Origin of the sequence: Pseudotenacibaculum haliotis, assembly GCF_042684245.1 — a bacterium.
Taxonomy (GTDB): Bacteria; Bacteroidota; Bacteroidia; order Flavobacteriales; family Flavobacteriaceae; genus Polaribacter; species Polaribacter haliotis_A.
On sequence record NZ_JBHULH010000008.1, the window covers coordinates 288,057 to 308,821 of the forward strand.

Sequence of the window (20,765 nt, forward strand, 5' to 3'; positions counted from 1 at the left end):
TAAAACCTAGCATTTGAACGAACGTATTATTGAGCTTACTGAAATCAACCCCAAAGATTTCTTTGGCACCCACAACAGTACAATAGAGCAATTAAAGACCTACTTTCCTAAGATTAAAATTGTTGCTCGCGGATCCAAATTGAAAATTTACGGCGAACCGGACATCTTAAATGAGTTTGAAAAACGATTAAATATGTTGATCAAATATTTTAATCGCTACAACAAATTAGATGAAAATAGTATTGAAAGAATCTTAACTTCAACCGGAAAAGAAGAAAAAGCTTCTACCGGAAGTGCTAAAGATGTATTGGTACACGGAGTAAGCGGAAAACTAATCAAGGCACAAACCGAGAATCAACGTAAAATGGTGAGCCTAATGCAAAAGAACGATATGTTGTTTGCTGTAGGTCCTGCGGGAACAGGAAAAACATATACAGCCGTTGCATTGGCAGTAAAAGCTTTAAAAGAAAAAGAAGTAAGAAGAATTATTTTAACCAGACCGGCAGTAGAATCGGGAGAAAACTTAGGTTTTTTGCCGGGAGATCTAAAAGAAAAATTAGATCCTTATATGCAACCCTTATATGATGCCTTGAGAGATATGATTCCGCATGAAAAATTAGAATCATACATAGAAAAAGGAGTTATTCAAATAGCACCACTAGCATTTATGCGTGGTAGGACATTGGATCATGCTTTTGTGATTTTAGATGAAGCACAGAATACAACTCATAGCCAAATGAAAATGTTCTTAACTCGTATGGGAATGCATGCTAAGTTTATCATCACCGGAGATCCAGGGCAAATCGACTTGCCAAGAAAGCAAGTGTCTGGATTAAAAGAAGCGTTATTGGCTTTAAAAGATCTAGATGGATTAGCCCAAGTATATTTAGACGATAAAGATGTAATTCGTCACCGATTAGTTAAGAAGATTATCTCTGCTTATAAAAGTATAGAAACTGAATAATTTTCGTGTTTACTTTTTAGGCTTTACCTATTTTTGCCGAAATTAATTTAAGAGCATGATCAATACAATCAATGAAACTGATTTCCAGTTCCCGAAGCAGAAATCTGTTTACAAAGGAAAAGTAAGAGAAGTTTATAATATCGATGACCAGTTGTTGGTGATGATCGCATCCGATCGTTTATCAGCTTTTGATGTGATCATGCCGCGTCAAATACCTTACAAAGGACAAATCTTAAATCAGATTGCTACCAAGATGATGAAAGAAACAGAAGATTTGGTACCTAATTGGCTAATTGCTAATCCGGATGAGAATGTTTCTGTTGGACATCTATGTGATCCGTTTAAAGTAGAAATGGTAATTCGTGGTTACTTATCAGGTCATGCAGCCAGAGAATACAAAGCCGGAAAAAGAATGCTTTGTGGTGTAGCCATGCCTGAAGGATTGAAAGAAAATGATGCGTTTCCAGAACCAATCATAACTCCTTCAACAAAAGCAGATAATGGTGAGCACGATGAAGATATTTCTAGAGAAGATATCTTGGCAAAAGGAATTGTTTCTGAAGAAGATTATTTGATCTTAGAAGATTATACCAGAAAGCTATTTCAAAGAGGAACAGAGATTGCTGCCAAAAGAGGTTTGATCTTAGTAGATACCAAATATGAGTTTGGTAAAACCAAAGACGGAAAAATTGTTTTGATCGATGAGATCCATACTCCGGATTCTTCCCGTTATTTCTATGCTGAAGGTTATGAAGAAAGACAAGCTGCAGGAGAGAAACAAAAGCAATTGTCTAAAGAATTTGTAAGACAATGGCTTATAGAAAACGGTTTTCAAGGCAAAGAAGGTCAAGTAATTCCGGAAATGTCAGATGAAAAGATCTCAGAGATTTCAGATCGCTATATCGAGTTGTTTGAGCAAATCACTGGAGATACTTTTATAAAAGGAGATACTTCTAATGTCCTTGTAAGAATAGAGAAGAATGTGACTGAGTTTCTAAACTCATGAAAGCTGTAACCGTTAAGAAAATAAAAGACGAACTCAACCATCGTTCGCAAAACGAACTGATGGAATTGTGTTTGAAGCTTTCTCGTTTCAAAAAAGAAAACAAAGAATTACTCACGTATTTATTGTTTGAAGCTCACGACGAGGAAGCTTACATACAAAGTGTAAAAGATCTTGTGGATGATCTTTTTGAAGAGATCAATACCAATAGTTTTTACTACATCAGAAAAAGCGTTCGTAAAATATTAACGCTAACCAAAAAATACATTCGATATTCTAAGAAAAAAGAAACAGAAGTAGCTTTACTGCTTCACTTCTGCAAACGATTGAAAGAATTTAGACCTTCTATAGATAAGAGTCCAAGGTTGACCAAGGTTTATGGAACTCAGTTGACATTGGCTAAAAAAGCGATGAGCAGTTTGCATGAAGATCTTCAATTCGATTATCAATTAGAACTGGAAGAATTAGAATAAAAAAAGCCGCTGCAGAATGCAGCGGCTCAACAATCAACCAAAACTTCTTATTTAGGCATAACAACGCTGTCAATTGCGTGTACAATACCGTTAGAAGCCTTTACATCTGTAATAATAACTTTGGAGGTATTGCCATTGGCATCCGTTAAGATTACATTTCCATTTTTTAGAGAGGCTGATAATTTTCCACCTTGTACTGTTTTAATTACAAACTTTCCATTGTTCGCTTTAATAGCTTGTAAAACATCTTTTGCTTTAAATTTCCCTGCTACTACGTGATACGTTAGGATGGTAGTTAATAACTTTTTGTTTTCAGGCTTTAGTAATGTTCCTACAGTACCTTCAGGTAGTTTGTCAAAAGCTGAATTTACTGGAGCGAATACTGTAAATGGACCATCTCCATTCAATACATCAACCAAGCCGGCAGCTTTTACAGTAGCAACCAATGTTGTAAAGTTTTTGTTTGCGGCAGCAACTCCAACGATAGTTTCTTCAGTTTCGTTAGTTTTTTCAGCAACAGTTTTATCTTTTACAGGATCTGTAGTGTTACTTGCATAAGTGGTTGCAGAAATCAATAGTGCAACCATAATAAAAGGAATTAAATTTTTGAAACGCATTGTATTGGTTTTTAGATTACTACACAAAAATACTGCTCAAAAATATTGTTTTGTTTAAAAAAAAGTTAAAAAGATTAAACAAAATATTAAAGTTTTCCCAAATACAATGCATAAAAAAGCCAGCATATATTAGCTGGCCTTTCATATTTTTAGTCTGTTAAGACGATTTTAATGCTGTTCTTTCTGTTTTAATAGTTTCTTTTGATATCTACTTTGAACAAGGTCGGTAACCACTAAAATAGCGATCACAAAATAGAATGTTGTTTTGCTCATAGGAGTAATCTCATTTCCAAATAATTTCAGGTGAGCTAAATGTCCGCCCTCAGTTAATAGCATAATTCCTACAATAAAAAGAATGAAGAGACCCAAAACCTCATACATTCTATTTTTTGCCAAGAAATTAGATACCTTATCTGATAGCCAAATCATCATTATTCCACTTATAATAATAGCCGTTGCCATTACCCAAATAACGTTGGTTAATGCAATAGCACTCAGAATAGAGTCAAAAGAGAAAACTAAATTCATCACAACAATCATAGTAATCACTTTTCCTATAGAGCTTTTTTTACCACCTTCTACATCATGATCCATATCCTTTACACCAATCATATGCCAAATCTCTTTCATGGCTGTGTATATAATAAAGATACCTCCGCCCAAAACTATTAAGCTATGAATATTAAAATGACCTTCTATAACATCAGTAAAATCAAAACCAAAAACGGGATCTTTAAAGAGATCGATAACTTGTAGCAATACAACCAAAAGAACAATACGCAGTACAATAGCAAGTAGAATTCCTATTTTACGAACATAGGCTTGTTTTTCTACAGGAGCTCTTTTACTCTCTAGTGAGATATAAAGAAGGTTGTCAAATCCTAAAACAGCTTGCAATAGGATAAGCATGACGAGTGTAAAAATGTTTTCTAACATAGTATGATAAATAGTTTAGCAGTTGAAAAAATCAGTTGAAAAATACGAATCTGAAATAACAATTTTGAAGTAAAGATAGCAATTGTAACATTTTTATTAGCAGTGTCGTCTAAAATTCATAAAAACAAACCAGATCATGAAAAAACAAAAATTAGTATTGCTGTTAAGCTTGTTCTTTGCCTTAACAATCAATGTAGCACAAGCACAAGAATCAACTAAAAAAGAAAAAACAGAGAAGAAAGAATTTAAAGTTAGTAAAGAGGTATTAAAAACATATGTTGGTACTTATGAAGTAGATGCCAATGTAAGTGTATCTATAACTTTAGAAGATGGGTTTCTTTATGGAGAGCCTACCGGACAACGCAAATTAAAGTTGATCCCAACAAGTGAGCATAGATTTACATTAAAAGAGATAGGAGCCGACCTTTTATTTAATAAAAATGATAAAGGGAAAATTGACAGTTTTTACTTAATAAGGGGAGTGCAAGAAACTAAAGCAACAAGAATAGAATCAAAATAAGTATTTCACAAGAATTCGAATACTCACAAAGGCAATCAAAATAGCGGTTGCCTTTTTTAATTGAATCGGACTAAAAAATCGGTTGCTTAGTTGATTCCCAATAAACCCACCAAAGAGAACAGTGACCAATAAGACAGACGTAAGTTTCCAATCAATAAGAAAATCAGGGTTTACATATTGACCTGCCAAACCGCTAATTGAGTTCACCAGAATAAATAAACTGGCAGTAGCAGCAATTCTTTTGGGAGTATCCCAATGAGTTAAATGCAATAACGGAGCTAAAAATATTCCACCTCCAATACCTACCATACCTGAGATAAAGCCTATAAAACCTCCATAAGCAGCATTTTTTGGTAAACTAAGCTGCGTTTTCTTCTCACCATCAGAAATGATCTTTTTAGAGATCCACATAGTAATAGCAGCAAACATAAGTGTAAAACCCAGTAGGATAAAAAAGAAGGTTTGACTGATTCTTAAATAACCACCTACAAAAGCCAATGGCACACTAAAGACAACAAGAGGAATTACTTTTTTCCAATTGTATAGTCCTTTCCTTTGAAATAAGAAAACATTACCAATAACAACAATAATATTACATAGAAGCGCAGTTGATCTTATTTGCGTATATGCGATACCGGTAAGAGCTAAAATTGCCAAGTAACTGGAGCCACCTCCAAAACCCACCGATGAATACAAAACGGCTACCGCAAAGAAGAGAAGAACAATATACCAGTTGTCAATAATGATTTGAGAAAGCAATTCAATACTCATGAAATCAAATATAATACTATATGGCAGATCGTTTATAAAAAAGCCTTACTTTTATCAGACTTCAAAAAATCCATTAACGTATGAAATCCTATTGGAAAACAAACCTCAGATACTTATTTGTTTTGTTATCTATTTGGTTTTTAGTTTCTTTTGGAGCGGGAATACTGTTTCGAGAATCATTGGATACCATAAAAATTGGAGGTTTTAAACTAGGATTTTGGTTTGCTCAACAAGGATCTATTTATGTCTTTGTGATTTTGATCTTTGTATATGTGCGATTGATGAACAAGCTTGATAAAAAGCACGGTTTTGATAAAGACAATTAAATAACAAAGAAGCATGAGTATACAAACCTGGACTTGGATTTTAGTAGGAACTACATTTGCTTTATACATAGGTATAGCTATTTGGTCGAAAGCTTCTTCAACAAAAGACTTTTATGTGGCCGGAGGAGGCGTTTCGCCCTTAGCCAATGGTTTGGCTACAGCCGCAGATTGGATGTCTGCAGCATCTTTTATATCCATGGCAGGAATCATTTCTTTTGGAGGATATGATGGCTCTGTCTACCTTATGGGATGGACAGGAGGTTATGTCTTGTTAGCTCTACTATTGGCACCTTATCTAAGGAAATTTGGAAAATACACTGTTCCTGATTTTATTGGAGATCGGTATTATTCAAATTGGGCCCGATTTGTCGCTGTAATTTGCGCTTTATTAGTTTCGTTTACCTATGTGGCAGGGCAAATGAGAGGTGTAGGATTGGTTTTTTCCAGATTCTTAGAAGTCAATATCAATACAGGAGTGATCATAGGGATGATTATTGTTCTCTTTTATGCTGTATTAGGTGGTATGAAAGGAATTACCTATACACAAGTAGCGCAGTATTGCGTGCTGATATTTGCTTTTATGGTACCTGCTATTTTTATCTCTATTCAAATGACCAATAACCCTATTCCGCAATTAGGGTTTGGAGGAGGCGATGAGAGCGGTATGTACCTGTTGGATAAACTAGATAAATTACACCGAGAATTAGGTTTTGCTGAATATACATCCGGAAATAAATCAACATTAGATGTCTTTCTAATTACTGCTGCATTGATGGTAGGAACAGCAGGTTTGCCTCACGTGATCGTTCGTTTCTTTACAGTAAAAAAAGTAGCAGATGCTCGAAAATCAGCAGGATGGGCTTTGTTGTTCATAGCCATTTTATATACTACGGCACCTGCAGTAGCTGTTTTTTCAAGAACTAATTTAATAGAGACAGTAAGCAATAAAAAATACTCTGAAGTTCCAGAGTGGTTTAAGAACTGGGAAGCTACAGGACTGATCAAATTTGAAGATAAAAACGGAGATGGAAAAATTCAATATGTAGCAGAAATAGAAAGGAATGAACTTACAGTAGATAAAGATATTATGGTACTGGCAAATCCGGAAATTGCCAATTTACCTAATTGGGTAATAGCTTTGGTAGCAGCAGGAGGTTTAGCAGCAGCATTATCAACAGCAGCCGGTTTGTTACTGGTAATTTCAGCTTCGGTTTCTCATGATCTGATCAAAAAAATGATCAAGCCTGAGATCACCGAAAAAGGAGAACTGATAGCTGCAAGGGTGTCAGCAGTTGTAGCAGTTTGTGTGGCCGGCTATTTTGGAATTCACCCACCAGATTTTGTGGCAGCTACCGTGGCCTTGGCATTTGGACTTGCTGCGGCATCATTTTTTCCAGCCATCATTTTGGGAATTTTTAGCAAGAGAATCAATAAAGAAGGAGCAATAGCAGGAATGATCATTGGAATTTTGTTGATGCTGTTTTATATGGCAAAGTTTAAGTTCGATTGGTTTGGTGGAGGAAGTAAAGAAGATTGGTGGTTTGGAATTTCACCGGAAGGATTTGGAACTGTAGCTATGATTGTTAATTTTATTGTTTCAATAACTGTTTCTAAGCTTACAAAGAAACCACCAAAAGAGGTACAAGAAATTGTAGAAAATATTAGAATTCCTAGCGGCGTTGAAGCTGCAAAAAATCATTAATAAAGAATGACATTACAAATAAGATCTTTAGAAGAATATCAGAAAGAATATCAAAAGAGTATTGAAAACCCAGCCAATTTTTGGGCAGAGATTGCCGAGAATTTTGTTTGGAAAAAGAAATGGTCTAAAGTACTGGAGTATGATTGGCTACAACCTGAAACAAAATGGTTTTTAGGAGCTCAATTGAATATTACTGAGAACTGTTTGGATAGACATTTAGATACCAAAGGAGATCAAACAGCTATCATATGGGAACCCAACAGTCCAAGTGAAGAAGCAAAACACATAAGTTATAAAGAACTTCATAGTCAAGTTTGTGCTTTTGCCAATGTATTAAAGAATAATGGAGTTAAAAAAGGAGATCGTGTATGTATATACATGCCTATGGTTGCAGAGTTGGCTGTTGCCGTTTTAGCATGTGCTAGAATAGGAGCAGTTCATTCGGTTGTTTTTGCAGGATTTTCATCAACAGCCTTAGCAGCTAGAATCAATGACGCAGCATGTAAAGTTTTATTGACGGCAGATGGTGGTTTTAGAGGAGATAAAATTACTCCGTTAAAAGACATAGCAGACGAAGCGTTAAAGACTTGCCCTACGATACAAAAGAGTATTGTATACAAGAGAACCAATCAAGAAGTAACGTGGAATCCTAGTTTGGATGTATGGTGGCACGAAGAATTAGAAAAAGTTGATGACAACTGTCCGGCTGAGGTTATGGATTCTGAAGATATATTATTCATTTTATATACTTCCGGATCTACAGGAAAACCCAAAGGAATGGTACATACCTGTGGAGGGTATATGGTATACACTACATATTCGTTTCAAAATGTATTTCAATACAAAGAAGGAGATATTTATTGGTGTACTGCTGATATTGGTTGGATTACGGGACATAGTTATATTGTTTACGGACCGTTATCTTCAGGCGCAACTACTGTGATGTTTGAAGGAGTTCCTAGTTACCCTGATTATGGACGCTTCTGGGAAGTGTGTGAAAAACATAAAGTAAATCAGTTTTATACAGCTCCAACAGCCATTAGAGCACTAGCCAAACATCCTACAGAATTGGTTGATAAATACAACCTCTCAGATCTAAAAGTATTGGGTACAGTAGGAGAACCCATCAACGAAGAAGCTTGGCATTGGTACGATGATCATGTTGGGAAAAACAAATGCCCTATTGTAGATACCTGGTGGCAAACTGAAACAGGTGGAATGATGATCTCATCATTGGCAGGCATTACTAAAGACAAGCCCACTTTTGCAACGCTTCCATTGCCGGGAATACAACCTGTGTTGTTAGACAATGACGGAAATGAGATTCAGAATACTGAAGCAGAAGGAATTTTAGCTATCAAAAACCCTTGGCCTTCATTGGCAAGAACCATTTATGGAGATCACCAGCGCTATAAGAACGTTTATTTCTCTGCTTACCCTAATCATTATTTTCCGGGAGATGGAGCTCTGCGTGACGGGCAAGGAAATTATAGAATTACGGGTAGAGTAGATGATGTAGTAATCGTTTCAGGACATAACTTAGGAACAGCTCCTATTGAAAACGCGATCAATGAACACGAGAAAGTTGTAGAAAGTGCAGTTGTAGGATTCCCACATGATATCAAAGGAAATGCGTTGTATGCCTATGTAATTACGTATGACGGTGTAGTACCGGATGATGAACTTGCAAAAGAAATCAGACAGGTGGTTTCTAATACAATAGGACCTATAGCAAAACCTGATAAGATTCAGTTTGTAAGCGGACTTCCTAAAACAAGATCCGGTAAGATTATGCGTAGAATTTTACGAAAAGTGGCTGCAAACGAAACTTCCAATCTAGGTGATGTGTCTACATTGCTAAATCCGGAAGTGGTTCAAAACATTATTGATAACAAGCTATAAAAAGCTAAAAATACTCGCGCCAAAGTATACATAGAAAGTGCACAAAATTAGTTCACCTACAAAGACTCCCGCAAAAACATTTTTGTAGGGAGTTTTTAATATCCCGGTAACATAGCAGATGAGATCTGTAGGAACAAACGGAAAGAAAGACCATCCGGCTATAAAGAAGATAGATCTTGAGTTCCCCATTCGAGATTTCATCTTTTCAATTTTAGTAGGAAACTTTGCATTTAAATAGCTACTGAAACCGAGTAGATCTGAAAAATAATACAAGGCTGTGGCTGAAGACATGATACCTATCATAGAAATGAGTAACACCCAAAACAATTGATCGGGAAATAGCAGTCCGCCTGCAATAACAAAAGGCGTACTAGGAATCAAGAAAAAGCCTCTGATCAAACTAATCAGAGTGTAGATCAATAACATTTCACCGGAAAATCGTTGAATAAAATTGGTAATGTATTCTGGAGAAGAAACTTCCGGATATGTAAAATAAACAACACCAAATCCAATGATGAGTAAGATCCAAATACTGTAGATCACAATTTTCCCATTTCTAAGCATATTTCCTAAGACTAGTTTGATTGATTCTTGAATAATTCAAACGAGCGTGAAGAAATAATGTTACGAAAAAGTTGAAAGTTTGTTAGATGAACCCCTTTTCTTTAGCAATTAAGATCAGTTCCCTATCATCAGGGCTATTAATATTAAAAACTTGCTTTAAATGGCGTTTACGCTTTTCTATACCGGCAATAGACAAAGGAACCATATTAGGAATCTCTCGCATCTTAGTTCCAATAGACAATTCGTATAAGATCTTTCTGTCAATATCATCCAACAAAAGATCACTGGAAACTTGCTTCCTCAATAATTTTACAACTGTTTTACTGTAATAAGGAGGTTCTGTAATCACTTCTTGAATAGCTGTTACCAATTCTAAAGGAGTAATGTCGTTTTTGATCAAGAACCCATCTGGGTTAATGTTCTTGAAAATACTGTGTATTCTGTAATTGTCATTAAAAGTTGTAGAGACAATAATTTTGGTTTCCGGTAGAATCTTATTGATCTTCAACCCTAAATCTTCACCGGAAAGAATCTTCCCATCTTTAGAAGGAGGGAGGCTAATATCTAAGAAAACCAGGTCTAAATCTTGATGCTCTTCTACTGCTTTTTCCAGTAAGCCATTAGCATCATCACAAGTATGTGCAGTTTCAATAGTAAAAGAAAAACAAGGCTCCTTTTTTTGAAGATGCAAAAATGCACTTTTGTAAGCTTCACAGATCAATGGATGATCGTCAACAATTAGAATTTGATAGTTGTTAGTTTCTGTCATTGGCTAATAGGAATTTTAATGTGGATTTCAGTTCCCTTTCCAATAGCAGAAACAATATCAATTGTTCCGTTCATTTTTTGAACACGAGATCGGATGTTTTTCAATCCAATTCCTTTTTTAGACTTTTTCATGCTAAACCCTTTTCCATCGTCTTTTAGTCGTATCGTAAGTTGATTACTATCAGATGAAAAATCGAGCGTTACATTTTGAGCATTTGCATGTTTAATAGTATTCTGCAAAGCTTCTTGTATAATACGATATACGTTTACCTTGATGATCTCGTCTGTAGATTTCCAAGAGATATTCTGATCTATGTCTAAGTGAAAACGAAAATCACCAATTTGACTCTTGGATTCTAACAACTGATTGATGATGGTGGTAAAGTTAACATCCGGATCTTCAAAGTTTGTATTCAGTTTGTGTGAGACTTCACGTATCTCTTTTTCAATCTCTTGCAATTCATCCAAGAAAGCCTGATGTTGTTTTTGAGTTTCTTCATCCGTACCAATGTCTAAGAAGCCCATTCCTACACGAGTTCCAAAAAGACGTCCTAAAATACCGTCATGCAGTTCTTGAGAGATACGATTGCGTTCTCTTGTTTTCTCTTCTTCTAAGGTAGCTTGTTGTTTTAAGGTAAGTAGATATACTTGCTCGTTGGCTTTTTGTTGTTCTGTTTCTAAGAACAGCTTTTCATTTTTAGCTCGTTGTACTCGTACTAGATAAAGTAATGAAAGGATGAGAATAGCACCAATGCTACAGGCAAAGATCCAGATACGTTGTTTGGTTAGAACTTCATTGGTTTTAATGACTTCATCGGTTTCAAATTCGATACGAGTGAATTTGTTGATGTATTTTCGTTCAACATCAATCAAACTATCATTAAACCTTATATGCTCATTTAAATACTCTTTGGATTTTTTTGAGTCAAGCTCAGATAGCAAGATGAGTGTTTCAAGATAGTATAATCCATTTTTAATTTCCCTTGATAAATTATTTGCCTTTTTTGCATACTTGAGACTACTACTAGTATCTTTGATGTGTGTATAATAATGAGATAAGTTAATTAAGCTAGAAACGATATTTACTTTATTACCAAGACTATCTCTTATTCTGAGAGACTCTAACATATCTTTTTTTACACTAACAGTATCATTCAACTTAAGCTTACTGTAAGCAATATTGTTAATTATTCGGGCATAATTATCAATATCATTTTTATTCTCATTTAATGCTTTATTAAAATATTCGATAGCTTTTTTATGATCCTCTTTTAAAGAGAAAGAATAACCTATACCATTTAAACTAAGAGCATAATTATTTTTTTTGTCATTCTCGTTCATTTTTTCATAATACCCTAAAGCTTTATGATGGTATTCTATGGCTCTATCATACTCTTTTATATCATTTTGGATATCTGCTAAATGACTGTGAGTATAATAAAGTAACTTGTAATCTTTGAGGGATTCAAAAATTTTAATAGCTTGAATATTCAGTACCTCACTCCCTGTATAATCACGATAGCGCCCTTTAATAAAACACATTGAATATAAAAGTCTTGCACTTTCATACATGTGATTAGTTTTTTCAAATAGTTTGTGAGCAGTTTTGAAATGATAATATGCACTATCATAGACTTCATTGAAAACATAATAAGTCGCATAGTTCCAATGTACATCTGCTACGTAAAAAGTATCTTTTAATTTAATTGCTTTTTCTAATGCAATTTTATTAACGTGTTTGAACTCTAAGGTGTCTCCTAATGTATAATACTGGAATGCAATTGAACTCAAGTTTTTTGGCGTAAGACTATCTTCATTTTGTATAGTTTGATTAAATACTTTTTTCAGAAAAGATTTTTTATCGTCTAAAGTATATGTATCATCGGAAGCGTATTGAGTCCAAATAGAAATGCTATCTAGCTTCTCTTGAGTTAGATTTTGGTTATTTTTAAAATTACTACAAGAAAATATAGTTAAGGAAGAGAATATCCATAAGAAGAGAAACACTTGTTTAGAAAATAAATTGGTTTTCAATTTTTTTTTGCTTTGTAAGCAAATCTAATAAAAAAGCCCTTAGCTAGGCTAAGGGCTTGCAATTTATTAAGAAGGTTGGTCGTTTTAGCAACCTTTTCCGACACAACCTGGGTTTCCATTTGTACCACCGTTACCTCCAGTAGCACTTGTGTTCTCGATTTTTGTCATAACTGTATGATCATCGTTGTTGATCAAGTCAGTACATGAAGCAAAAAATAAGGATAATAAAATCGTTAACAATACAATTTTTAAAGTTCTCATAACATAAATTTTTTAAATTTTGACAATAGTTTCCTTTGCCGTAAATACGGCGAGTTTATAGTTGGAAGGATGGTTAGATCCTATTCAACTTGTCTGCTGCAGGCAGACCCGACCGAATTTTCAGGGTACAGGCTGTGTAAGAGCCATTGAAACCGTCTATTATCTCCTGTGGCCTTTAGGAGTTTTTAGGCTTCTGAAAATTCTCTATTGTGCACAATGGAAGCGTTCGCAATTTTTTTTAATAACGCTGGTTTTGTAATCTCTATAATATGAATAGAATAGAGCGAAATCAATGATGTGTGTGTGAAAAGCAAATCTCATTGAGCGAGACCCGCTTACCAGTTAGTTAAATTTTACATTGTTCTTGAAGTTTAAAAGGTTTCATAGCAATTATTTTGTCCTATTAAGATACGAAAAATGTATCAATTATCCAACTTTTTTTATCATTTTTTTAACAGTTTTTGGCTGTGTTTCATAACAATCTTTCCCACACTATAACTGGCTTTATTCCTTTTTCATAGTCAAAAAAAAATGACATCCCGTCGAGATGCCATTTTTAGATATTCTTAAGAGTATTTTCACTCATTTTCACATTCCAAAAATAACATCATCAACCACAACACAACACCTTGAATTCGCATTCCAAAATCTAACTCACTAGAGTTTTTTGTTTTGATTATTACTTGTGTTCGCATACTAGTTTCTTTTTTATTTAAATGTTACCCATCAAAATCAAATTATTTTTTATTTGATCGATTTGCGGGGCAAAGATGAAAACTCTTTTTCTAAAAAACAAATAAAAAATTAATTTAATCTATTGATTATCAGTTGATTATGTTCGGGTTAGAGAATAGGTGTTCCTGTCCGTTTTTTAACAGATTGCTGGGCATTAATGCAATGCTTTGTGTCTCAATTGCTTACTGCTCAATTTCCTTTATGTCGTTTTAAGCGATTACTCTCATTTACTTTTCAAAAAAAAATATAAAAAAAGGCGTCTAATTCAATTTAGACGCCTTATATATGATGTTTTTCTTTTTTTTCATACGTAATTTGATATCAAAAAATCATATATAAGGTCATCTTTTGTGAAAATCCCTAAAGGAATTTCACTGTAAGCACTATTATGTGCTGTTGGTTGTGACCAATTATGTTTGAATGTCTTTGTCATTTCTGCGGCAAATATATATGTTTCCATAGAAATTTTCCGGGTAACCGTAAAAAGTAGGTATTCTCCTTACTTATTGTATTGGTTTTCCTTACTTCTATCTTTTTTATGTATGATACTTTTGAATCAGAATATTGAAAGTATTCTAACAGGGATATGAGCAATAACAACCGAAGACTTAGGGAAACATTGTATGAATAAGGAAAAAGGATTGTTCTGAAGAAACAACATTCTCATATCCAAGTTAAGATAAGGTGCATTTGCTAGTCAGACACCATCCCAACTAGATTTCTTCAGAACTAATATTTTATACTGTCCGTTAGGGCAAACCCCAGACAAGCGCCTTGAATCAAGGCGTTTTTTTTATAAAATAGTCAAGCTTTTAAAAATTGTGTAAGTTTTAAGTGGTAAGTACGACACTTACCAAAATACGAAAACTAACAAAATGAAAAAACTAACAATTCTATTTGCAATAACTCTATTGATGATTTCTTGCAAAACGGAAGAGAAAAAGGAGGTTAAAAAAGAAAAATTCCCTACTGAACTAGGAAAGGTATTCGAAAAACACGGTGGAATTGACAACTGGAGAAATGCACGAACTCTATCCTTTAACAAAGGAGAAGAAGCTCATACAGTAGATCTTTGGACACGTAGAACGGTTGTAAATTCTCCAAATCATTCAATGGGATTTGATGGGAAGAACGTTTGGTTGTCAGAAAAAGACTCAGGAACCTATAGAGGTAATCCTACTTTCTATTACAACCTATTCTTTTATTTCTACGCTATGCCATTTGTTTTGGCTGATGACGGTATCGTGTATGAAGAAGCAAAGCCTCTTACTTTTGATGGGAAAGAATACCCTGGGGTTAAGATCTCTTATGAAGCAAATGTAGGATCATCACCAGATGACAATTATATTGTTTATTACAATCCTGAAACCTATCAAATGGAATGGTTAGCTTATACAGTAACGTTTCGTTCTAAGAAACCTTCAGACAGATTTAATTTAATTCGTTACGAAAAATGGGAAGTAGCTGATGGCTTTTTATTACCACAAGCGCTTACTTGGTATCAAAAAGATGAGAACGGAATGCCTACAGAACCTGCTAGACCGGCAATAGAATTTACATTGCCTTTGGTGCAGAAAACTGCATTAAAAGGTTCATTCTTCGAAAAACCAACTAAAGAATAGTTTGAATCTCTGAACATATAAACTGAAAATATTCAGTTGTATTAGGCACCATGGGAATAGCACCTTTGGTGCCTTTTAGTATATCTAGATCAAACAATTGAATGGCGGCTACTTCTTCATCTTGTTTGCTAAGCGTATCAAAAGATTCTATTAGCTCTACAAGAAATACATGATAAAACTCGTTATCAAGAATTCCGTTTGGATGTTTGCGTTCTCCTTTTCTAATAGCAACTTTTCTAAGTTGATGGGCTTGAACCTTAAGTCCTATTTCTTCTTCAATTTCTCTAAGAGCAGCATCCTCTATAGATTCTCCTGCATGTACATGTCCGGCTACAGATACATCCCATAGACCCGGATAAGTTTTTTTAGTAAAACCCCGTTGTTGCATCAACACTTTACCATCCAATGTGTACAACCAAGCATGTACAGTAGCATGATAATACCCATGCTGATGCGCAACAGATTTTAGGCAACTTTCACCTGTGTGATTTCCTTCTGAATCCAGAATGTCAATAAGTTCATCCATAGTCCGCTTTTAGGACTAAAAAGATAAGATATTTTTATTGTGCTGTGAATCTTTCAATTCCGGAATTTTTGCATCCTTTGCAGGAAAGAACTTATAGCTAACCTCTTTGTTTCCTTTTTTAATCTTGATCTCTGCCTCAAAAGAAGGGTTTTGAGGGTAGTAACTTCGAAAAGTGATTCGGTCTCCGCTTCTTAAACCAGCTTTGTAAGCTTGAGAGTTTTCATCTATCTCTGCGATGTGTTTTTTATCCTCACTAAAAGAGAACCCAAGATCATAAATTTTGGTAGTAGGGGAGTACTCATACCCAAACTCATTGAGCATCTCATCCAGGTTGTATAAATTTCCTTTTTCAATATGCTTGTCAAAAAAAGGAGTGATGTCTTCTTGCAAATATTCATTTGCTTTTGAAATGAAGTATTTATGTGTGAGCCTTTGATTTTTCTTTATAGCATCTTCTTTGATCTCCAGCATTAGATCATCTAAGCTTTTTTCACCATTAGAATCTTTTTGGATTTTATTATCAAGGTAAAAAGCAAACAAAGCCCCACGATGATAAGGCAATTTCGAGTACTCTCTACTTGACCAAAAATTATCATAATTGATTTCTGAATTAGGAGCTTCCTTAACTAAAGAAGTAAATAGTGCTTTGGTAAACTCATTGAACTTTCTTATAAAATAGCTCTCATCTAATCCGCTTATTCTATTTTTAGCAATGTTCTTTATCGTATAATAATCTGTAAATCCTTCGCTAAACCAGTATTGTTCTTCTTCATTCTCATTCTTAATGGTATGCCCGGTCCAGTTGTGTTGTAGCTCATGGTTGAAAAGATAGATCAATCCTTCAGGATCTAAGTATTTATTATTACTAGCTGTTGTTGCAAACGAATTGGTAAGTCCACTACCTTGAAAACTACTTCCGTTTTCTTGTTGGGTGGGAGTCATAGTAACAGCAAAGTATTCTTGAGAGTGATCTTTCCAAAAATCTCGCTGTGCATTTAGAGTTTTTTCTAAGACATTTACAATGGTAGAATCTTTAAATACCAACCAATCTCCACGAATTCCCAATACAGCTTTGTTTCCTTTTATATCTAATTCATATGCTCTGTAATCTCCTCCGGTAAAAATAGCACTGTGAAAATGTGCTTCATCTGTCCCTTTAATTTTTTGAGAACGCTTGTTTGTGTCAAAACTATTGATCAAGCTAAAGTCGTCTTCAAACCCTTTCCAATCAATATGTACATCAAAAAGAGCATGAGAATTCGGAACATAATCTCTAGGAAGCATAAACATATTGTGAGAAAAAACGTGAAAAAAGTCTTTTTGAATAACGGGTCTGTAGGTGCTCAGGGTTGTTAGTTTGTTTTCAGTATCCTGTTGCAATGTATATGATAGGCGAATCTTATCTAGATTACTTTCGTGTTTTAAAACAATTCTATTGCTGTCTTTTTCTTTAATAATCTCATTCGCTTCTTCAGAACTAAGATCACTTAGAGTATTGTAAAGATCTTCTTGCCCCCAAGCTTTATCTTGCAATAGAACAACAGTCTCTCCGCTAGGGTTTGCATTAAATTCCATAGAAATATTTAATGCAGGTTTACCATTTTTTAATGATTTTGAGACTTGGTACCTGATTTCATTGTGAGCTTGATTCTGACAAGCAGTAAAAGTAATCAGTAAAAGAAGGATAATGGTGTTTCTCATTGGTTGTAATTTTGTCTAGAGACGATAAAAAAAATGGAGTGTAACAAAAAAGCTTCCAAAAGGAAGCTTTTTATATCATATAGTAGATTCGATACATTCTATAAGAGGTATAAAATCTTCTTCGGTATTGTATACATGACACGAAAGTCTTAGATAATTTCCTCTATAAGAAACATAAACATTTCGTTCTTTTAATTTTGTCTTTAACAAATCGATATTGAACCCTTCAGGGAGTTCAACTCCAAACATATGGTGAGTTCTGTCTTCATCATTCTCAACATAACACCCCAAAGCTTGTAACTTCTGAACTAAGGAAGTTGTAACACTCTTGCAATATTCTTGTATACGAGCAGGAGACCATTCAATAATCTGTTTCAATGCAGCTACTTGCATTTTTACATAGATAAAGCTTCCGCTTTCTCCAACAGTATACCTACTGGCTAGAGGTTTGTATTCAGATTGATATTCAGTCAACCCGGCAAAATTTTCACTATCCAATCTGTTTGCCCAGTTTTCTTCAATAGGATCACCATTGTCAAAATAAGAACCAAAATATGCATAAGCACAACCATAAGGGCCAAAGAGCCATTTGTAACCTGCACATATTAAAGCATCGGGGTTGATTTCTTGAACAGAAAAAGGAAGAGCGCCCACAGATTGACTTCCATCAATAACTAATAAAGAGTTGTGCTGATTTGTTTTCTCTCTAATAGCCTTTAGATCAAATAGAGTTCCGTTAGACCAATGAACATTTCCCATGGCTACCAAAGCAGTATTGTCATTAATGGCTTCCAATATGAGTTTGTTCCATTCTTTACCAGAATCAACTTTGCTCGTAGGCTTTTCAACGATCCTTAGTTTTGCTCCAAAACGATCTGTTAACTTTTTCCAGATATAGTAGTTACTAGGAAACTGTTCATCAACTATAAGAACTTCATCAGAAGGCTTAAGTGTAATGTTATTTGCAACAGTTGCCATCCCGTAGGAAACAGATGGGATGGTAGCTATTCTGTGATAGCTGTTTGCTTCAATCAGTTTGGCAAATAATTGTTTCAATTCAATTACCGGATCAAAAAAATCCGAAATAGGAATAACGTGCGGATTGCTCTTATCTAAAATAGCTTGAATACCCGCTTCTTCAATAGACTTAAATGAAGGAGATAAACTGGCAATATTTAGATAAGTTACATCTTCCGGTATGCTAAATAGATGACGTTGATTTGTTAAACTCATAACTTACCTTTAATCAAAATAAGAAAAGGTCTCACCATCTTCGATTTTCAACAAAGTTTCATAGATAAGTTTGATTACATTTTCTACGTCATCTCTGTGTACCATCTCTACAGTTGTATGCATATATCGTAAAGGAAGAGAAATTAATGCAGAAGCTACACCACCATTACTATAGGCGAAAGCATCTGTATCTGTTCCTGTAGCTCTGGATAGGGCAGAACGCTGGAAAGGAATCTCCTTTTCTTCAGCAGTTTCTGTAATCAAATCTCTTAGCTTTTGCTGTACAGCAGGTGCATAAGCAATTACAGGACCATCTCCATTTTTAATTGCTCCTTCTTTTTTCTGGTCGATCATTGGAGTAGTAGTGTCATGCGTAACATCTGTAACTATGGCTACATTAGGTTTGATAGTTTCTGTGATCATTTCCGCACCACGAAGCCCTATCTCTTCCTGAACAGAGTTTGTAATGTAAAGACCAAAAGGCAACTTCTTATTATTCTCATGTAGAAGCCTAGCAACTTCAGCAATCATAAATCCACCCATTCTATTATCTAGAGCTCTACAGACAAAGTTATTTTCATTTAAAATATGAAATTCGTCAGGGTAGGTGATAACACATCCTACGTGAACTCCTAACTTCTCAACTTCCTCTTTGCTTTTGCATCCTACATCAATAAAAATATTGTCAGGTTTAGGAGCTTCTTCTTTCGCTCTATTTCTGGTATGAATAGCTGGCCATCCAAAAACACCTTTTACAATTCCGTTCTTGGTATGAATATTTACAATTTTACTAGGAGCGATTTGATGATCACTCCCTCCATTTCTGATCACATAGATCAAACCTTTCTCAGAAATATAGTTAACATACCATGAGATTTCATCAGCATGTCCTTCTATAACTACTTTATATGGAGCGTTTGGGTTGATAACTGCAACAGCACTTCCATAGGTATCCGTTATAAATTCATCTACATAAGGCTTTAAATAATCCATCCAGATTTTTTGACCTTCCCATTCGTAACCGGTAGGAGCTGCATTATTAAGGTACTTTTCTAAAAAAGAAAGTGACTCTTGAGTTAAGATTGATTTTTTCGACATTCTTACTTTTAATTTATTTTGATAAAAATAAAATCATTTTTGAGATCGTTAAAATAAAATCGAAACTATTACAAACTTTAGTTTTTTGTTAAGATTATTTCTGAACCTGTGATGGTTTTGATTCTTTGAATAGTAATATCTTTACATCAAATAAATCTGAATTGAGGAAGCTTATATATATAATGGTGTTTTTTTGTGTGTCTATACATATAGGTGCACAGAAGAAAGATGCACCACCTTTAAACCTCGAAGACTATATATTAATTAAAAACGGAGATACATTAATGATCAATCTTGAAGAAGTTTCCATACTTCCAAGATTAAAATTTAAATCATCTATGGATGCTCGTTATTATTATTGGTTTAGAAGTAAAGTATACAAAGCATATCCTTATGCAAGATTAGCTTCTGTTAGATTAGATTCATTAAATGCTAGATTAGGTAGATTAAAGAAGAAGAGTAAAAGAAGGAAATATACAAGGAGAGCTCAAAAATATCTGGAAGGAGAGTTTACAGATCAGCTTAAAAAGATGACGAAAACAGAAGGCCGTATCCTTATTAAGTTAATTCATCGACAAACAGGAAGGACTGCTTTTGAAAATATCAAGGAATTAAGAAGCGGTTGGAAAGCCTTTTGGTATAACACAACAGCAAATCTATTTAAGCTTTCTCTAAAAAGTGAGTATCATCCTGAATCTGTAAATGAAGATTATTTAATAGAAGATGTACTGCAAAGAGCATTTATTGATGAAAACTTAGATCCCCAAGGATCAAAGTTAGATTTTGATTTCCCTAAAATTGCGGCTGAAAGAAAAGGAAATATAGATGTAGAGGAGTACAAGAAAATGTTTGCTAAGAAGAAGAAAAAGAAGAAAAGAAAGAAAAAGCGAAACTAATTGCAAGACTACTAGTAGTTTAGAAATTTCTTTAAAAAAAATCACCAAAAAGTTTGTTTAGAAGCTAGATGTTGTACTATCTTTGCCGTCCGTTTCGGCGGGGAGTTCATTGA

The 20,765-nt window shown here is 34.5% G+C and carries 20 protein-coding genes; 9 read left to right on the forward strand and 11 right to left on the reverse strand.

The window, feature by feature from the left end; translation table 11 throughout:
- Nucleotides 1-13 precede the first annotated feature (13 nt).
- From ACFSRZ_RS13170 to ACFSRZ_RS13180, 3 genes are read left to right on the forward strand one after another with little or no spacing between them, the layout of a single operon-like run.
- Nucleotides 14-964, forward strand: coding sequence for a PhoH family protein (locus tag ACFSRZ_RS13170; protein ID WP_379667025.1), 951 nt, complete (start codon nt 14-16; stop codon nt 962-964).
- A gap of 55 nt (nt 965-1,019) precedes the next feature.
- Nucleotides 1,020-1,970: a phosphoribosylaminoimidazolesuccinocarboxamide synthase gene (locus ACFSRZ_RS13175; protein WP_379667026.1), complete on the forward strand. Its 951-nt coding sequence runs from the start codon at nt 1,020-1,022 to the stop codon at nt 1,968-1,970.
- The gene (locus ACFSRZ_RS13180) at nt 1,967-2,440 is read left to right on the forward strand and encodes a hypothetical protein (protein WP_379667027.1); all 474 of its coding nucleotides are present in this window, start codon (nt 1,967-1,969) and stop codon (nt 2,438-2,440) included. The genes ACFSRZ_RS13175 and ACFSRZ_RS13180 overlap by 4 nt, the downstream gene beginning before the upstream one ends.
- 47 nt (nt 2,441-2,487) lie before the next feature.
- Here ACFSRZ_RS13180 and ACFSRZ_RS13185 read toward each other — a convergent pair whose 3' ends face one another.
- Both ACFSRZ_RS13185 and ACFSRZ_RS13190 read right to left on the reverse strand, forming a co-directional pair.
- Nucleotides 2,488-3,057 carry a fasciclin domain-containing protein gene (locus tag ACFSRZ_RS13185; RefSeq protein ID WP_379667028.1) on the reverse strand — a complete coding sequence of 190 codons (570 nt, stop codon included), beginning with the start codon at nt 3,055-3,057 and terminating at the stop codon, nt 2,488-2,490.
- 168 nt (nt 3,058-3,225) lie between these two features.
- Entirely contained in the window at nt 3,226-3,993 is a 768-nt protein-coding gene (locus tag ACFSRZ_RS13190; RefSeq protein WP_379667029.1) for a TerC family protein, read from the reverse strand.
- Nucleotides 3,994-4,129: 136 nt separating this feature from the next.
- On the opposite strand from ACFSRZ_RS13190, the gene ACFSRZ_RS13195 reads away from it, so the two are divergent.
- A complete protein-coding gene (locus tag ACFSRZ_RS13195) occupies nt 4,130-4,513 on the forward strand; it encodes a DUF3471 domain-containing protein (protein ID WP_379667030.1) in 384 nt (127 codons plus the stop codon).
- On the opposite strand, the gene ACFSRZ_RS13200 is transcribed toward ACFSRZ_RS13195, so the two are convergent.
- Nucleotides 4,505-5,284, reverse strand: coding sequence for a sulfite exporter TauE/SafE family protein (locus ACFSRZ_RS13200; protein ID WP_379667031.1), 780 nt, complete (start codon nt 5,282-5,284; stop codon nt 4,505-4,507). The genes ACFSRZ_RS13195 and ACFSRZ_RS13200 overlap by 9 nt on opposite strands.
- Before the next feature lie 80 nt (nt 5,285-5,364).
- Here ACFSRZ_RS13200 and ACFSRZ_RS13205 point away from each other — a divergent pair, with 80 nt between their 5' ends.
- From ACFSRZ_RS13205 to acs, 3 genes are read left to right on the forward strand one after another with little or no spacing between them, the layout of a single operon-like run.
- Nucleotides 5,365-5,610 carry a DUF4212 domain-containing protein gene (locus ACFSRZ_RS13205; protein ID WP_379667032.1) on the forward strand — a complete coding sequence of 82 codons (246 nt, stop codon included), beginning with the start codon at nt 5,365-5,367 and terminating at the stop codon, nt 5,608-5,610.
- Between the two features lie 13 nt (nt 5,611-5,623).
- Nucleotides 5,624-7,312: a sodium:solute symporter family protein gene (locus ACFSRZ_RS13210; RefSeq protein ID WP_379667033.1), complete on the forward strand. Its 1,689-nt coding sequence runs from the start codon at nt 5,624-5,626 to the stop codon at nt 7,310-7,312.
- 6 nt (nt 7,313-7,318) lie between these two features.
- Entirely contained in the window at nt 7,319-9,214 is a 1,896-nt protein-coding gene (gene acs, locus ACFSRZ_RS13215; RefSeq protein WP_379667034.1) for an acetate--CoA ligase, read from the forward strand.
- Here the strand turns inward: acs and ACFSRZ_RS13220 are convergent.
- The 4 genes from ACFSRZ_RS13220 to ACFSRZ_RS13235 form a co-directional block, all read right to left on the reverse strand.
- Nucleotides 9,209-9,778 (reverse strand): TVP38/TMEM64 family protein, encoded by a 570-nt coding sequence (locus tag ACFSRZ_RS13220; RefSeq protein WP_379667035.1) that lies wholly within the window; start codon nt 9,776-9,778, stop codon nt 9,209-9,211. The two genes, acs and ACFSRZ_RS13220, sit on opposite strands and share 6 nt — an antisense overlap.
- A gap of 82 nt (nt 9,779-9,860) precedes the next feature.
- Nucleotides 9,861-10,547, reverse strand: coding sequence for a response regulator (locus tag ACFSRZ_RS13225; RefSeq protein ID WP_379667036.1), 687 nt, complete (start codon nt 10,545-10,547; stop codon nt 9,861-9,863).
- The gene (locus ACFSRZ_RS13230; RefSeq protein ID WP_379667037.1) at nt 10,544-12,580 is read right to left on the reverse strand and encodes an ATP-binding protein; all 2,037 of its coding nucleotides are present in this window, start codon (nt 12,578-12,580) and stop codon (nt 10,544-10,546) included. The genes ACFSRZ_RS13225 and ACFSRZ_RS13230 overlap by 4 nt, the downstream gene beginning before the upstream one ends.
- Before the next feature lie 84 nt (nt 12,581-12,664).
- On the reverse strand, nt 12,665-12,841 hold the full coding sequence (locus ACFSRZ_RS13235) for a hypothetical protein (protein WP_379667038.1): 177 nt from the start codon (nt 12,839-12,841) through the stop codon (nt 12,665-12,667).
- Between the two features lie 1,610 nt (nt 12,842-14,451).
- On the opposite strand from ACFSRZ_RS13235, the gene ACFSRZ_RS13240 reads away from it, so the two are divergent.
- The gene (locus tag ACFSRZ_RS13240; protein ID WP_379667039.1) at nt 14,452-15,198 is read left to right on the forward strand and encodes a DUF6503 family protein; all 747 of its coding nucleotides are present in this window, start codon (nt 14,452-14,454) and stop codon (nt 15,196-15,198) included.
- Here the strand turns inward: ACFSRZ_RS13240 and ACFSRZ_RS13245 are convergent.
- The 4 genes from ACFSRZ_RS13245 to ACFSRZ_RS13260 form a co-directional block, all read right to left on the reverse strand.
- A complete protein-coding gene (locus tag ACFSRZ_RS13245; protein WP_379667040.1) occupies nt 15,188-15,724 on the reverse strand; it encodes an NUDIX hydrolase in 537 nt (178 codons plus the stop codon). The genes ACFSRZ_RS13240 and ACFSRZ_RS13245 overlap by 11 nt on opposite strands.
- Before the next feature lie 15 nt (nt 15,725-15,739).
- Nucleotides 15,740-17,425 (reverse strand): hypothetical protein, encoded by a 1,686-nt coding sequence (locus ACFSRZ_RS13250; protein WP_379667041.1) that lies wholly within the window; start codon nt 17,423-17,425, stop codon nt 15,740-15,742.
- A gap of 75 nt (nt 17,426-17,500) precedes the next feature.
- Nucleotides 17,501-18,658 carry an aminotransferase class V-fold PLP-dependent enzyme gene (locus ACFSRZ_RS13255; protein WP_379667042.1) on the reverse strand — a complete coding sequence of 386 codons (1,158 nt, stop codon included), beginning with the start codon at nt 18,656-18,658 and terminating at the stop codon, nt 17,501-17,503.
- A 9-nt stretch (nt 18,659-18,667) separates the two neighbouring features.
- Nucleotides 18,668-19,756, reverse strand: a complete 1,089-nt coding sequence (locus ACFSRZ_RS13260) for a M42 family metallopeptidase (protein WP_379667043.1) — start codon at nt 19,754-19,756, stop codon at nt 18,668-18,670.
- A 182-nt stretch (nt 19,757-19,938) separates the two neighbouring features.
- On the opposite strand from ACFSRZ_RS13260, the gene ACFSRZ_RS13265 reads away from it, so the two are divergent.
- Complete coding sequence (locus ACFSRZ_RS13265; RefSeq protein WP_379667050.1) at nt 19,939-20,652, forward strand: DUF4294 domain-containing protein; 714 nt, start codon at nt 19,939-19,941, stop codon at nt 20,650-20,652.
- Nucleotides 20,653-20,765: the final 113 nt, after the last annotated feature.